Origin of the sequence: Rosettibacter firmus (assembly GCF_036860695.1) — a bacterium.
GTDB classification, from domain to species: Bacteria; Bacteroidota; Ignavibacteria; order Ignavibacteriales; family Melioribacteraceae; genus Rosettibacter; species Rosettibacter firmus.
Genome location: NZ_JAYKGJ010000001.1, coordinates 666998 through 682794 on the forward strand (window position 1 = coordinate 666998; position 15797 = coordinate 682794).

Consider the following 15797-nt stretch of genomic DNA (forward strand, 5'->3'; position numbering starts at 1 on the left):
ACTTCTAAAAAATTTTAAGCTTCTTTCAATCCGTATTTCTTTCTGAATTTTTCTACTCTACCAGTAGAATCCACAATTTTTTGTTTGCCTGTAAAGAAGGGATGACATTCAGAGCAAATTTCAAGTTTTATACTGCTTACTGTAGAACGTGTAACAAATGAATTTCCACATACACACGTTACTTCGCATCTTCTATAAGTTGGATGAATACCTTTTTTCATTTCTTCTAATTTTCCTAAATAATTTGAGTTACAAAATTAAGTATGTATGAATAAAAAAACAAATTTATAAATTTCTACTATCTATTATATCTTGATCTTCTGATTGAATCTCTTTTTGCTTCTGCTTTTTTAATTGAATCAATCATTCTTCGATATTTTTCAATAGACTCTTTATCAAGTTGTTGAGGCATAAGAAATCTATCAAATTCAAAAACTTCTTCTCCGCTACTAACAACTGTTCCTCGCTGTAAATTATTTACACGAGCATTTTCTCCCGAAATATATTCATCTAAAGAAACTGAACGGGTTTGATTAATTGGATATTTAATTGCAGGATTTGTAGATGTATTTGATTTTTTACTTGTACTCCCAGATTGAATTTCCCCCTTTTTTACTTTCAGTTTAGGCGTAGTAATCTGTTCAACATTAGAAGAAAAAATCTGAGAGTTATCTATATTTTCTTTTTCAGATATTTTTGGGGGATCAGACATTAAAGGATTATCTATTACCTGTTCATTGGTTGGGAAAAACAGGATAAATAAAATTATTATTGAAACTATTGCAGATGGTATAATAAATTTAATAATGCCATAGCGTGGTTTAAATTCTTCCTCTAAGTTACCGAAGTTACCATTTTGAATACGAATCATTAGATTGTATTCAAAATTATCTTCGGCTTTAATTTTCGGGAGTTCTTTTAAATCCTTTAATAGTTTGATAAATTTAAGTTCATCATCATTGTAACCGTTTATTTCCATAGGCTTACTCTTTGTATATATTTTTTAATAATTTCTGTAGTTGAGTTCTTCCTCTATTTATTCTCGATTTAACTGTTCCCAAAGATACTTTTGTAATTTCAGCAATTTCTTCGTATGAAAGTCCCTGTATATCTCTTAAAATCACCATTTCTCTATAAACAGGTTTAATTTTCATTAGTGCACGTTGAATCATGTCATGTTTAATATTGCTATCTGCTGCTCGATCTGGCGAAACAAATGATTTATCTTCAACCTGTATTTGTTTTTCATCTTCAGTTGGACCTAAAGAAATAATATTTCTTCTTTTTCTTCTTTTAAGTTCATTTTTTGCAAGGTTACCAGCTATTGTATAAATCCAAGTAGAAAACTTAGCAAACTCACGATAAGAATCTTTATTAAGATAAAATTTAATCATCGTATCTTGAACTATATCTGTACAAACATCTCTATCGCCAACAAATCTATACACAAAGTTCATCAAAGGATCCTTATACCTGCGAACTAATATTTCATAAGCTTCAAGTTCATTAGTTTCTTGAAACTTTTTAATTAGTTCTTCGTCCGATAATTCAGTTAAATTTTGATTGTTCGGCAATTATACCCATCCATTATTAAGATTGTTTCAAAAATAAGGTGCATAATTTTAGTTATTATGGAAATATTTTTCAACATTAACTTAACATTTTCGTAATCAGCATAATCAAAATTGTTTTAGAATCTGTAGCAGTAGTTTTTACAGCTTCATCGGCTTCGAGAAGAGCTCGCGAAGCGTTTAATAGTCTTTTTTCAGAAAATAAATAATTGGCTTTTTTACAATTTATGTAATAATACCAGCTTACTCGAAGTTTATTTGCAGCTTCATTATCGTTAACATTTGTTTTAACCATTTCAGTAATTTGAGCAATTGTCAAAATAAATTTTGCAAGCATATTTATTATGGCTACTATTTCTTCTCCATTGTCCAGTAGATTAACTCCAATTTCAATGGCTTTTGATTTATCTCCTCTACCTATTGCCTCCTGTAAATCGAAAATGGAGAATTTCTTTGTAACTGAAATAAGTTCTTTTATTTCATTAAAAGTAACTGTTTTATTAATGTTATAATCTGAAATTTTTTTAAGTTGACTTTCAAGTAAGCTTTTATCTTCACCAACTATTTCAATTAAACCAATTAAATCTTCACGTGCTATTTCTAAATTAAATTCTTTTGCTCTATTTACTAACCAGTCAACAAGTTCTTCTCCTGTTTCTGATTTAGTCTCAAATAAATATCCTTTTTGTAATAATGATGAAAACGGTTCTTTTGTGTAATCATTAATTTTAGATCTATTTATTAATACAAGTATTGTAAATTCAGCAGGAGATTTTAAATATTCTTGTAATGTTTTTTTATCACTCACTCGTTCAAAATTCTTGACAACTATTAACTTTTTCCCTCCACCGAAAGGAAATGCCAGAGCAATATCAATAATTTGAGAAAAATTTTGTCCCCGATCAGATTCAATAACTTCAATATCAAAGTCAGATTTAATAAAAGGTTTTGCAGCTTTTATAATTGAGTTAACTGTTTGTTCGATAGTATAATCATCTTCACCACAAATAAAATAAACTGGTAAAAACTTCTCTGTTTTTAAATTTTTTAATAATTCATTAGTTGATGGAATTATTTTTTTTGCCATCTTCAATCATTTTTTTCTTTTCGAAATTTATAGCTTTTATTATAAAAAAAATAAATCCTCCCCAGATTATAATAATTGTTATTATTCCAGTAATAAACGTTATCATATTATAATATTTTATTTGATATTTTCTTATTGAATACAATCAGTAAGGCTAACACAATTGCCCATTGAAATACACAAGTTCCTAAATTTTCTTTATGAAATGGATTCCACCATTCTTTATCCCAGGAAGTAGAAGATAATAACCACCAGGATAATAGCAAAATTGCTTGAATAGGTATAAAATATTTCATAATAACGTTATACCATTTACCAATTTTTATATCACTCCCAATCCCATTAATAACATTTTCTCTTAATTCATCGATTCCATATTTTATTATTGAAAAAGCAATGAATGCACCGCTTAATATTAATCCTACTCCCCAAACCCAATCTTGATTTATTAGAAAATTTATATTAATTGCAGATGGAATCCCAAAAGCAAATCCACCTATTGCAACAAAAAGTGTAGCTTTATTTCTCTGAAAACCAAAATCTATTAAAGATTTCACAGCCAGTTCAATCATAGAAATTAAAGAAGTAATAGCAGCAAAAGATAATGCAAGAAAGAATAATGACGCAAAGATTATATTAATTAACATTGTTTCAGAAATTTTAGAAAATAACTGAGGCAATACAATAAAAGTAAGACCAGTATTTGCAGGACCTGATTGTGAAATTTGTTGAATTGCATCATTTGAGCCCAGAGCAAATACTGTAGAAAAAATTATTATTCCAGCCAATAATGAAATAGAATTATTTCCAAATCCTATTAAAGTAGCATTCAAAGCAATATCTTCTTTTTGTTTCATATATGTTGCATATGTTAAAACTAATCCCCAACCAGCACCTGTATCCCATGCATTTTGTGTTAATGCACTTAGCCATACTTTATAATCTGTTAAGTATTCAAGTTGAGGTGTAAAAAAATATTTAATTCCTTCAAAAGCATTAGGTAATGTTACAGCTCTTACAAATAATATAAAAAGTATAATTACAAGTAAGGTTACAAGAACTCTACTAACCTTTTCGATTCCTTTTACAATTCCTTTATAGACTACTAATGAACCAATCAACATTGCAATAAAATGGTATAATAGTGGATTTAGACCAGATGAAAAGTCATACCATGTTTGAATTGTATTAGATGTAAGTAAATCCCCAGATAAAGACAAAATTAAATATTTTATACACCAGCCAGTAATAACAGAATAATAAAACATTATAGCAGTAGATACAAAAGCAATAAAAGCTCCCATCCATGTAAATTTGTTACTGGATATATTTGCAATTGCTCCAATTGGTGCTTTTCTTGTAAATTTTCCGAGAGCAAATTCAGAAATGATTAATGGAATAGACCAGATAAATAAAAATATAATCCATGGAATTAAAAAAGAACCACCACCATTTTGAGCAACAATTCGAGAAAATCTCCATATATTTCCTGTACCTACTGCAATTCCAAGTGTTGATAAAACCAATCCCCATCGTGTAGAAAAAAATTCAAGTCGCATGTTTTATCTGCGTTTTTCTATTATAATTTTTTCAATAACAACATTCTGAAGAGGTCTATCATTTTTATCTGTAGGGACTGAATTTATTGAATTAACTACATCCATTCCATTAATAACCTTACCAAAAATTGTATGTTTAAGATCAAGCCATGGTGTAGGAACAACAGTTATAAAAAATTGACTTTGATTTGTATTTGGACCTGCATTTGCCATAGATAGTATGCCTGGAGAATCATGTCTTAAAGAAACAGAAAATTCATCTTCGAAAGGACCACCATAAATGCTTGCACCACCCATTCCAGTACCTGTAGGATCACCCCCTTGAATCATAAAATTCTTGATTACTCTGTGAAATATCACTCCATCATAAAATCCTTTGAGAGATAAACCCACAAAGTTTTTTACTGTTTTAGGTGCTTCGTTCGGGAATAGTTGAAGTTCTATTGTTCCCATATTTGTTTTCATTACGGCAATCAATTTCTCATCTGGTTTCAAAGTTATCATTTCTTCAATATTATCTTTAGCTTCATTTTTAGTTTCAGGTTGCTTTTGATTATTAGAAGTGCAGTTTAATATCATTAATGAAATTATACCAAGTAAAAACATCCTAAAATATTTCATATATCACCTATGGTTGTAATATTTTAAAACCAATTAATAACAAAATTAAAAAGCCAGCTAAAATTCTATACACAATAAAAATAAAAGTAGTTCTTTTTCTTAGATACTTTAATAAAAATTCAATTGATAAATAACCAATCAATGCAGAAGTAATAGTAGCAATTAATAAATTAATAATAGAAATAGATTCCAGATATTTGAGTGTTTCATAAAATTCCAGTAAACCACTTGCAAAAACAGCAGGAATACTCATTAAAAAAGAAAAACGTGCAGCAGTTTCTCTATTCAATCCAAGAAATAAACCTGCAGTAATTGTAGTTCCCGAACGTGAAGATCCTGGTACTAATGCAAATGATTGAGCAATTCCTATTATTAATGCATCAAACCATTTAATTTCATTCATATCTCTTTTAAACTTTCCTGTTTTTTCTGCTATACCGAGTATTAAAGCTAACAAAATTAAGCTTGCTGAAATTACATATAAATTTTTTGTTAAAGTTCCTTCAATTATATCTTTAAAACTCAATCCAATCACTACAACAGGTATGGTTGCAATTATAACATACCATCCCATCTTAGCATTAAATGATTGTTCAAAAAAATTTTTCCTTCTCCATAAATTATCTTTTAAAAAATCTCTAATTATATTTTTTATATCAATTCGAAAATATATTAAGACTGCAATCATAGTACCTAATTGAATTACAGCAATAAAAGCAGTCCATACTTGTGGATTAGATTCAGAAATAAGATTCATAATTTTACCAGCTACAGTAAGGTGTCCCGTACTACTAATTGGTAAAAATTCAGTAAGACCCTGAATAATACCAAGAATAATAGCTTCAATAAAACTCATAAAAACTCCTTAAAAAATGTATGCTATACCAAGTTTAATTCCTGCAGAAAGAGAAGTCATATTAACAGGTTTGCCATTATAGTAATTTATTATTTTATTGTTCGACTTTTCATCTTTTAGCTCAGAAATAAAATCATATCTTAAATCGAATCCAATAACTGCATAGAGATTATCACTCAATAATGTATTTCCTTCTGCTTTCAAAAGTAATCCAAAACCTTTAGCAGTATAATTAACTTTTACAATATTATTTTCAGTTAATAACACAAAACGTGGCCCTAAACCACCTCCGAATTTGAATTTATATCCTGCACCGCTTATAACATAATAAGTTGTTATAGAAGGTCTTAAAAAAGAATATGAAATTTCATAAAGGCCACTCATTCCTATATTTACATTATAAGAATCAATCAAATAACTTATTTCAATACCAAATTGAGTATTATCAGCTATTCTGTAATTAATCTCGCTTCCAAAGTTTATAGCACTCGAAAAAGAAGATAATTTTTTACCATATTGTGAAAAATTAGAATTGATATAATCACGATATGAGGGAGTAGACTTATAATCCAATCCCATAGATATACTAAAATCCCATTGTGCGATTATAATAAGAGGGAACGCAAAAAATAAAACTAATATTTTTCTCATTTATCACCTGAATTAGGATTAAAAACCGAAACAAAATTTTCTTTTGGTTCACCTCTTTTTACTCTTAATCTATTGATGATATAAATTAAAACTGGCATTGACACAACAAATACAAAATACTGAATAAAATGAGTTAAAATTGCATATGCGGCACTAATTTCATAATTGAATTTATATAATCTTGATAGAATAAAAATTGAGATAATATGATATGAACCTGTACCACCTGGTGTTGGAATCAAAGTACCAAAAGCACTGATAGCCATAAAAACCCAAGCCATTTTCAAATCTACATTTTGTATAAGATGCATTTTAAGCATCAAAAATCCCACATATGTATTAAATGCATAAAGTAAAAACATAATGACGGTAAGACTAATAATATTAAAAATATTTTTACCTCCTTTAATACTGGATAATCCATCAATAAGAGTTGATAATATTTCAGAAAACTTATTTGATAAATTCGGATTAATTTTATTTAGCAACCTGAATAACTTAGAAGTTAACCCTTGTTCGTATTTCACAATTAATACAAGTAAGGTTATAATTATAGATACAACAAAAAATCCAACTATCAAAGTAGGTTTGAGCCAGTTAATTCTATTAAATAGATCACCAGTATAAAATAAGACACTCAAAAATGTTGCTAAACCAAAAGAAATAATATCAATTACTCTTTCAACTATAATAGTTCCTATCATAGTAGAGCGAGATAATTTTTCCCATTTGCCAAGAAATAAGCCTCTATAAATTTCTCCGAAGCGAGGAATAACACAGTTAATACCATATCCAATCATAACAGCACCAAATAAATTTAAAGAAGAAGTATCTGCTTTAACCGATTTAATCATTAATTTCCATCGTAATGCACGAATGTAATGGGAGAAGTAAAATATTATTATGTAAAAAATTAACCAAACAACCGACGTGTTAATAATAAGTTTAAATGATTTTTTGAGATCGATACCTCTGAAAGCAAGAATTAAAAAAATAATTGTAAGTAAAAAAGGTAATATGTAGCCAGTAAATATTTTAAACCAATTTTTATTTTTAACGGAGATCAACAATGTGAATTCCTTTTGGAGGATTAAAAGTAAATTTTGAATCAGTTATATTCTGATTGATTAAAATGTCTTTAAAATGAATTCTATAACACATATCTCCTATATCAGTAATCTCTAATTTTGAAATAAAATCATTCTTATCCTTCCATATTTTTATGTTTTTTATATCAAGCATTCCTTCTTTAGGTAATAATTCAATAACATCTTCATCAAGTTCTTTTTTCAAATACCTGATGTTACATAACGATGGATAATTATAAATAATCTTTTCAATTGAATATGTATTAGGTTCATCATTTAAATTACTTATAATTACTTGTTTTTGTTTCTTATTATAATTCCAGATAATTTCTCCATTCGAAATTATTACTTGATTTTTCAACTCCACTATAAATTTATTTTTCTTCTTATACAAAATCTTTCCCTGAATAGCAGATGAGTTTTTCATTGAAGATGTGCAATCATACTGAATAAAACTTGCGGTAAAATCTGATATAGTATTAAACTTATTCTGAATTTTTCTTAATGTTTCAGTTCCAATTTGAGCAAATAAAATATTTGCTGTTAATAACAGAATAATAATCTGCTTCATAGCGATCTTAATATTGTTTCGAGTTGTTCTTCGTTTTCGACAATTACTTCGCGGGCTTTGCTTCCTTCGGCTGGTCCAACTATACCTGCCTGTTCAAGTTGATCTATTATTCTTGCCGCGCGGGAATAACCTAATTTAAGTTTTCTCTGCAATAACGACACCGACCCCTGTTGATGACGAACAACAATTCTTGCTGCTTCTTCGAACATTGGATCCAGGTCAGATAAGAAATTATTCATTTCAGCTTTCTTTTTTTCATAAATAGAAGGAAGAAAATATCTCTTAGAATATCCTTTTTGTTGATAGATAAAATTAGTTACTCTTTCAATTTCTTCGGTAGTAATAAATGCATTTTGAATACGAATTGGTTTTGGCATACCCGCTGGTAAAAATAACATATCACCACTACCAAGTAATTGCTCAGCACCATTCATATCGAGAATAGTTCTGGAATCAATTTTTGTTGCAACTTGATAAGCAATTCTTGCACTAAAATTAGCTTTGATCACACCTGTTATAACATTTACAGAAGGTCTTTGTGTTGCAAGGATCAAATGAATACCTACAGCTCGTGCAAGTTGTGCTAAACGAGCAATTGGTTCTTCAACTTCTTTTCCAGAAGTCATCATCAAATCTGCAAGTTCATCAATTATAACTATAATATATGGTAATTTGTGATGTTTAATCTCTTCTGTATCGTGTGGACGAGTTTTAGGATTTAAAACTTTTCTATTGTAGTCAACAATATTTCTTACACCTGCTTTAGCAAGTTTATCGTAACGTTTTTCCATTTCATATTCAACTGCTTTGAGAGCAAGCAATGCATTCGTTGGTGTTGTTATAATTTCTTCTTCCAGATCAGGTGATACTGCTAAGAAATGTCTGCTTAATTTTCTATAGAAAGACAGTTCAATTTTTTTGGGGTCAAATATTACAAACTTAACATCAGAAGGATGTTTCGAATAAATTAAACTGTGAATAATCATATTAATACCAACACTTTTACCAGAACCAGTCGAACCAGCGATAAGCAAATGAGGCATCTTTGCTAAATCAGTTATATAAACTTCGCCAGATATTGTTTTGCCAAGTGCAAGTGGAAGTTCAGCTTTTGTATCTTTCAATTTGCTAATCACAGATTTTGCACGGACTAAAGATGCTTCGGCATTTGGAATTTCTACACCTATTGCACTTTTACCAGGTATTGGTGCTATAATTCTAATTCCTCGTGCAGCAAGAGCCAGAGCAATATCATGTTCAAGACTAACAATTCTGCTAATTTTTACTCCAGGTGCAGGTACAATTTCATAAAGAGTTACAACTGGACCGGGTGTAACTGTAATGTCTTCTATTTCGATATCAAAAAGTGAAAGCTTTTCTTTTAAGAGCTGAGCATTTCTTTTTAATTCACTTTCGTGAATTTTAAATTCTTCGTCGTCTGGTGTAATTAATAAATCTAAACTGGGAGGTGTATAATCAATTTCTTCATTCCATTGATCAGGAAGTTCAGCTTCTTTTTCTTTATCTATTTTTATAAGTTCTTCTTCAACTTTAGGTTTTTCAACTTTTTGTATTTCACTCTTCTTATGTTTTGCTGGAAATTCTTCTGGCTCATAAATTTTTGTTTCATCATCTTTCTTAATAATTCTTATTTTAGTTTCAGTTTTCTTCTGTTTATCCAGTTCAGCATCATTATCTAATTCTTTATCATCATAAATTACTTCTGCATTAACACTTTTTATTTTAATTGTATTATCAGAAATTTCTTCGAGTTCTTCTTTTTCTTTAATTTCCTTTTCAAAGAAACTTTTTAAAAAATCAAGTAATGGACTGAATCGCACATCAAATGAGATTATTAAAGTTATCAATATACCAGCTGATAAAAATATAATACTGCCTAAACCGCCCATTAAATTACTGAAGGCAATTCCAATATAATCACCAACATTTCCAGATAATTCATAATAATCTTTTAATAATTTAAATTCTTTTGCATTGCGAAGAACTCCAAAGAATGAAGATAGTAGAATTCCAATTACCAGAAAAAAATTGGTAAAATAGATAGCTAATTTGAAATCATTACTTCTTAATATTGTATATCCCCATATAAAAAGAATTACAGGAAAAATTAAAGAGAAATACCCAAGTGTTGCATGAATAAAAAAGTTAGAAATGTATGCACCAAAAATTCCAAGCCAATTATGTGTGTTAGCTGCTTTCTCTTTTAATTCAGGATTTGCAAAGAAGATATTAAACAGGTCTGTGAATCGATAAGAAAAAAAAGCATCGTCATAGCGTGAATAAGAAAGTATACTTAAAAAAATTAGAAGAGCAAATACTATAAATAGTATACCCAGAATTTTTTTCTTTTTCTTGGGAGAGATAACAAAAAATTCCTTATCGCTATTAACAGATTTACTCTTTTTATTAGACATTCTCTTCAGATTGAATTTTTATAGTCTCTTAATTGCACCAGATACAAAATAAGGAATTACATCTGTAATACCATATTTCGAACACTCAATTATATCATCAAGGAATCCATTTTCAATCAATAATTTTCCATGTTCTGTTTCGCATAAAAAGCTATATAAATTTTTATTTAGTTGTTTGCTTAAAATTACACTTGCTACTGCTGAATCTGAAAGCTGAATGTCTGATAATTGAGTTTGAATTTCATTTATTAACATACCCGCACAAACTGCATCTTCCAGATTAAATAATCCATTTGTACCGGCACATACTATTTCAAAATCAAGATTGAGATTCATTAAATGCCGAGCTAATGCAGGTAAATTAAGAAAACATCCAATAAATAAATTTTCCGAGAATTTTGCTTTTACAATACTTTTACTACCATTCGTGGTATATAAAATTATTGATTTACCAGCAACTATCTCAGGTTTATATTCAAGTGGTGAATTCCCAAGATTAAATCCTTCGACCATTCTGGTATTTCTTTCACCACAAAGTAATGTTTGACTTTTAAATGCATCGCTCGAAATTTTCATTGCAAAATCTAATGTACTTACTGGAACGATTTCTCGAGCACCATTAGATAATGCAGTTGTAATAACTGAGGATGCTCTTAATACATCAATAATTACTGTAGTTTTACCAGTAAAATAAAGTTCATCTAAAAATATGTTTGAAAACAATACATTGATTTTCATATTAGTTCTTCACAAATGGTAATTTAGTAATATATGCAGGTATTTCTTTTCCTCTAATTAAAAAGTTAATTTGAGTTCCTTCTTTTGCATAATCAATAGAAACATAACCAAGTGCAATTGCTTTTTCAAGTATCGGGCTCACAGTACCACTTGTAATCTCTCCAACTTTTTTACCATCTGCAACTAAATCGTAACCATGACGTGGAAATGCTTTTTCTTCTGAAATTAACGGGACTAATTTTCTTTTTAATCCTTCTTCTTTTATCTTCAAAAGAGATTCTTTTCCAATAAAAGAATTCTTTTTGAGTTTTGTAATCCAGCCAAGATTAGCTTCAAGAGGATTTGTAGTTTCGTTAATATCATTTCCATATAAACAATATCCCATTTCCAATCTTAAAGAATCTCTTGCTCCTAATCCAGCAGGTGTAATATTTTCATATTTCCCTGCTTCAAATAATTCATTCCATACTTTTGTTGCTGTATTTTCATCACCTTTAAAATACAACTCAAAACCCAGTTCTCCGGTATATCCTGTTCGAGAAACAATCATATTGACACCAGCAACTTTAGCAAAAAAGAAGTGGTAATATTCCAGATCAAGTGGTCTATCACAAATTTTTTGAATTACATCTTTTGATTTTGGTCCCTGAACAGCAAGTAAAGAATAATCATCGCTCTCATCAGTAATTTCCACATCAAAAATATTATTGCTAATCATCCATTGATAATCTTTATCTTTATTCGATGCATTAACAACAAACATAAATTCATCATCGTTTAATTTGTAAACGAGTAAATCATCAACAATTCCACCATCTGGATAACACATAGCAGAATATTGAACTCTACCATTTTTTAAAATTGAAGCATCATTAATTGTTATATGTTGAACAAAGTCCAGAGCATTTTTTCCGCGAACAAATATTTCTCCCATATGAGATACATCAAAAACTCCAACAGCTGAACGAACAGCTTTATGTTCGGCAATAATAGATGAATATTGAATAGGCATATAGAACCCGGCAAACTCTACTATCCTGGCTCCAAGTTTTTCATGAATGGAATAGAATTTTGTTTTTTTCATATTTATGATTGATTAAGTTTTTTCCAGTCTGACAAAAATTTTTCTAAGCCAATATCTGTTAATGGATGTTTAAAAAGTTTTTCAATAACATCGAAAGGCATTGTAGCAATGTGAGCTCCCATCATTGCAGCTTCTACAACATGTAAAGGATGTCGTATACTTGCAACTATAACTTCAGTTTTAAAATCATAATTTTTATAGATTTGAATAATCTGAGCAATTAAAGCCATTCCTTCGTGACTGATATCATCCAGTCTACCAACAAAAGGACTTACATAAGTTGCACCTGCTTTTGCTGCAAGGATTGCTTGAGAAGGAGAAAAACACAATGTTACATTAGTTTTTATTCCTTCGGAAGAGAGTGTTTTAACTGCTTTTATTCCTTCTTTAATTAAAGGAATTTTTACAACAATATTTCTATGAATTTTAGAAAGTTCTCTTGCTTCTTTAAGAATACCTTCATAATCTGTAGCAATTACTTCTGCACTAATTGGACCGTCAACAATTTTTACAATTTCTTCTAATAATTCTCTAAAATTTTTTCCTTCTTTAGCTACAAGTGTTGGATTTGTAGTTACACCATCTAATAAACCATAAGAAGCTGCTTCTTTAATATGATTAATGTTTGCTGAATCTATAAAAAATTTCATCTCTTATCTCCCATACAAATATTTAAAATATTCTTATCGAAAAATTACTAAAATTGATTAACAGTAAATAATCTTTATTTACATATTATTAAATAATTTTTCATCGAAAATGTATTATATAAAAGTTTATGCAAAGTTTTCTGTAATATCTTCTCCAGTTCTTGAAACAACTATTCTGAAAGATGATGGATCCATTTTTTCATCTTTTACTAATTTCAAACGAACGAAATATTTAAATTGAATTTTAGTAAGTGTTGAAATAAATCCTTCTTTTAATTTTTCGCCCAGAGAAGGATGCACTATAAGCTTGAGAAATTTATGTTTTCCCTCTAATCTATATCTTTGAAGCCATTTTTCTATTTCGTGAATAACATTGGATTTTTTAGTTAATAAACCTGTTCCTTGACAATAAGGACAAACTTCTGTTAGTGATTGTACTATATTTTCTCTTACTCTTTCTCTTGTTATTTGCATTAATCCAAATTCGGTCATTGGAAGTAATGCAGTTTTTGCACGATCTTTTTTAAATTCTTTTTTTAGTTCATCATAAATTTTTTTTCTGTTTTTTTCATCTTCGAGATCTATGAAATCTACTACAATCAAACCACCAATATCACGTAATCTTAATTGTCGAACAATTTCGCGTGCAGCTTCCAGATCTGTTTTAAGCGAATTAAGTTCCTGTTCTTTTTTAGCAGCATATCTTCCACTATTAACATCAATTACAGTCATAGCTTCTGTATGTTCAATTACTATATGACCACCACTGGGCAAAGGAACTTTGCGTCCCATTAATGTTTTTATTTGTTCTTCAATTTTAAATGCTTCGAATATTGGCTCTTCACCTTTATAAAGTTCAATTCTATCAAGAAGAGAAGGCTGAACAAATTGTACATAATTACGAATTTCTTTCCATAATTTTTTTGAATCAACAAATACTTTTGAAACATCTGGAGTGAATAGATCCCGTATAACACTGATTGTAGTACTCAAATCTTTATAAAGAATTGCCGGGGGTTCAAGTTTTTTAGCATCTTCTTGAATATCTTCCCATATCTTCACAAGATATTTTAAATCACCGGCAAGAGTTTCTTCGTCCTGATCTTTAGCAGCAGTACGAATAATAAGACCGCAATTTTCTGGAATAATACTTCTTGCAATTCTTCTTAATCTTTTTCTTTCTCGAATATCTGTAATCTTTTTTGACACACCAATTTTATTATCCATTGGAAGGAGCACACAAAATCTACCCGGGATAGATACAGAAGAAGTAACACGAACACCTTTATCTTTTACAGGTTCTTTAAGAATTTGGACAAGAATTTCCTGTCCTTTTTTCAATTTTGGGATAGTACGTTCTCTAACAATAGTTTTTACATCTTTTTTATTTTCATCTAATTGCGATTCTGTTACTACCGAAGAGAAACCATTATTTTCTGGTTGGTTACTATCATCATCGTCATCGGGTTCGTCATCATCAAAAATACCCTGGAGAGCTTCTGTGCGTTCTCCAATATCTGAGAAGTGCAGAAATGCATCATGTTTCAAACCAATATCGATGAAAGCTGCTCTAATTCCAGGTAAAACTCTTGCAACTCTTCCAAGATAGATATCGCCAACCATTCTTTGTTTTTCTGGGTTTTCAACAAAAAAATCGACAAGGCTTCCATCTTCGGTGATTGCTACTCTATTCTGTGTTGTGGAAGAACTAATTATAATTTCTTTATTCATCTAAAACTCTTTATTTATTGTATCTCTTCATAATCATTTTCTAACCAGAATAATACTTTTTTCTTGAATTTTGAATTTATATAATCACTATCCTGAATTTTATAAAAATTAGACTGAATTTTCTCTACATGTTCATCAACTAATAATTTTAATGAAGCCAGATCTTTTTGGGAAAAAACTTTTTCCATCAATATTTGAATTCCTTCAAAATTTCTGAAATACCAGATAATATTTTTCTTTACTTTATCAAGACAATTATATTCACCATATTCTTCTTCAAGCAAATTTATTTGTCTTAATAAAACATTTTTTATGTATTCAACAGAAGGTTCTCCTGGATCAATTCCTGTTTCTATAATTGAATTATATCTTTCAAAGATGAATGGATTTCCAATTGCTCCACGTGCAATCATAGCAGAATCGCAATTTGTCTCATCAATCATTTTTTTAATATCATCGGGATAAAAAAGGGAACCATTGCCTACAACAGGTATTTTTACAGTTTCTTTGACTTTTTTTATCCACTGCCAGTGGGGTTCTGTATCATATTTTTCATCTCTTGTTCTGGCATGAATAAAGATCAAAGAACCTCCATTATCTTCGACTGCTTTTGCAACATCAATAACATTTATATTTTTTTTATTTCTACCCAGCCGAATTTTTACAGAGATTGGAATTCCATTTGATGATTTTACCATACTTAATACAAGTTTCCCAATTACATTTGGATCGTCCAGTAAAGCAGCACCCATAAAATTAGCAGTAACCTTTTGAACAGGACAACCACAGTTTAAATCAATTAAATCAGGTTTAAAACTGGAAATTTCTTTTACAGCATCGCCAATTATTACAGGATCATTCCCGAGCAATTGAACGCCAATTGGTTTTTCGGATTTATGGAAGGAAAGATTTCGAAGTGTAAAAAAGTTATTTTTAATAACTCCTGCAGCACTAACCATTTGAGTAAAAGTAAAACCTGCACCATGCTCTTTACAAATTCTTCTGAAGGATGAATCTGTAATTTCTGCCATTGGTGCAAGAAAAAGTTTTTTGCCAATATCAACATTTCCAATTTTCATCTAACAAATCAAAATAGTTCAATAATATTCAAAATCTTTCCTTCAAAAAACAAGGATGTGTTATGTTAATTATTTG

The 15797-nt window shown here is 29.4% G+C and carries 16 protein-coding genes; all 16 read right to left on the reverse strand.

Features of this window, described 5'->3' with window-relative positions; genetic code table 11:
* Window positions 1-14 precede the first annotated feature (14 nt).
* Window positions 15-221 (reverse strand): 50S ribosomal protein L31, encoded by a 207-nt coding sequence (gene rpmE / locus VJY38_RS02890; RefSeq protein WP_353679165.1) that lies wholly within the window; start codon window positions 219-221, stop codon window positions 15-17.
* 77 nt (window positions 222-298) lie between these two features.
* Entirely contained in the window at window positions 299-979 is a 681-nt protein-coding gene (locus tag VJY38_RS02895) for a hypothetical protein (protein WP_353679166.1), read from the reverse strand.
* A 4-nt stretch (window positions 980-983) separates the two neighbouring features.
* Window positions 984-1574 (reverse strand): sigma-70 family RNA polymerase sigma factor, encoded by a 591-nt coding sequence (locus tag VJY38_RS02900; RefSeq protein ID WP_353679167.1) that lies wholly within the window; start codon window positions 1572-1574, stop codon window positions 984-986.
* Window positions 1575-1650: 76 nt separating this feature from the next.
* Complete coding sequence (gene holA, locus VJY38_RS02905) at window positions 1651-2658, reverse strand: DNA polymerase III subunit delta (protein WP_353679168.1); 1008 nt, start codon at window positions 2656-2658, stop codon at window positions 1651-1653.
* A gap of 107 nt (window positions 2659-2765) precedes the next feature.
* Complete coding sequence (locus VJY38_RS02910) at window positions 2766-4217, reverse strand: sodium-dependent transporter (protein WP_353679169.1); 1452 nt, start codon at window positions 4215-4217, stop codon at window positions 2766-2768.
* A 3-nt stretch (window positions 4218-4220) separates the two neighbouring features.
* Window positions 4221-4838 carry a peptidylprolyl isomerase gene (locus VJY38_RS02915; RefSeq protein ID WP_353679170.1) on the reverse strand — a complete coding sequence of 206 codons (618 nt, stop codon included), beginning with the start codon at window positions 4836-4838 and terminating at the stop codon, window positions 4221-4223.
* 7 nt (window positions 4839-4845) lie between these two features.
* Complete coding sequence (gene uppP / locus VJY38_RS02920; protein ID WP_353679171.1) at window positions 4846-5694, reverse strand: undecaprenyl-diphosphatase UppP; 849 nt, start codon at window positions 5692-5694, stop codon at window positions 4846-4848.
* A 9-nt stretch (window positions 5695-5703) separates the two neighbouring features.
* Window positions 5704-6345, reverse strand: coding sequence for a hypothetical protein (locus tag VJY38_RS02925; protein WP_353679172.1), 642 nt, complete (start codon window positions 6343-6345; stop codon window positions 5704-5706).
* Entirely contained in the window at window positions 6342-7415 is a 1074-nt protein-coding gene (locus tag VJY38_RS02930) for a lysylphosphatidylglycerol synthase transmembrane domain-containing protein (RefSeq protein ID WP_353679173.1), read from the reverse strand. Before VJY38_RS02930 ends, VJY38_RS02925 begins: the two co-directional genes overlap by 4 nt.
* Complete coding sequence (locus VJY38_RS02935) at window positions 7399-8004, reverse strand: LolA family protein (RefSeq protein WP_353679174.1); 606 nt, start codon at window positions 8002-8004, stop codon at window positions 7399-7401. The genes VJY38_RS02930 and VJY38_RS02935 overlap by 17 nt, the downstream gene beginning before the upstream one ends.
* Complete coding sequence (locus tag VJY38_RS02940) at window positions 8001-10439, reverse strand: DNA translocase FtsK (protein ID WP_353679175.1); 2439 nt, start codon at window positions 10437-10439, stop codon at window positions 8001-8003. Before VJY38_RS02940 ends, VJY38_RS02935 begins: the two co-directional genes overlap by 4 nt.
* Window positions 10440-10457: 18 nt before the next feature.
* Window positions 10458-11177, reverse strand: coding sequence for a 2-phosphosulfolactate phosphatase (locus VJY38_RS02945; protein ID WP_353679176.1), 720 nt, complete (start codon window positions 11175-11177; stop codon window positions 10458-10460).
* Between the two features lies 1 nt (window position 11178).
* A complete protein-coding gene (gene gcvT, locus VJY38_RS02950) occupies window positions 11179-12261 on the reverse strand; it encodes a glycine cleavage system aminomethyltransferase GcvT (protein WP_353679177.1) in 1083 nt (360 codons plus the stop codon).
* A 2-nt stretch (window positions 12262-12263) separates the two neighbouring features.
* Window positions 12264-12911 carry a fructose-6-phosphate aldolase gene (gene fsa / locus VJY38_RS02955; protein WP_353679178.1) on the reverse strand — a complete coding sequence of 216 codons (648 nt, stop codon included), beginning with the start codon at window positions 12909-12911 and terminating at the stop codon, window positions 12264-12266.
* A 126-nt stretch (window positions 12912-13037) separates the two neighbouring features.
* On the reverse strand, window positions 13038-14642 hold the full coding sequence (locus VJY38_RS02960) for an Rne/Rng family ribonuclease (protein ID WP_353679179.1): 1605 nt from the start codon (window positions 14640-14642) through the stop codon (window positions 13038-13040).
* A 14-nt stretch (window positions 14643-14656) separates the two neighbouring features.
* Window positions 14657-15721 (reverse strand): tRNA dihydrouridine synthase DusB, encoded by a 1065-nt coding sequence (gene dusB / locus VJY38_RS02965; protein WP_353679180.1) that lies wholly within the window; start codon window positions 15719-15721, stop codon window positions 14657-14659.
* Between the last annotated feature and the right edge of the window lie 76 nt (window positions 15722-15797).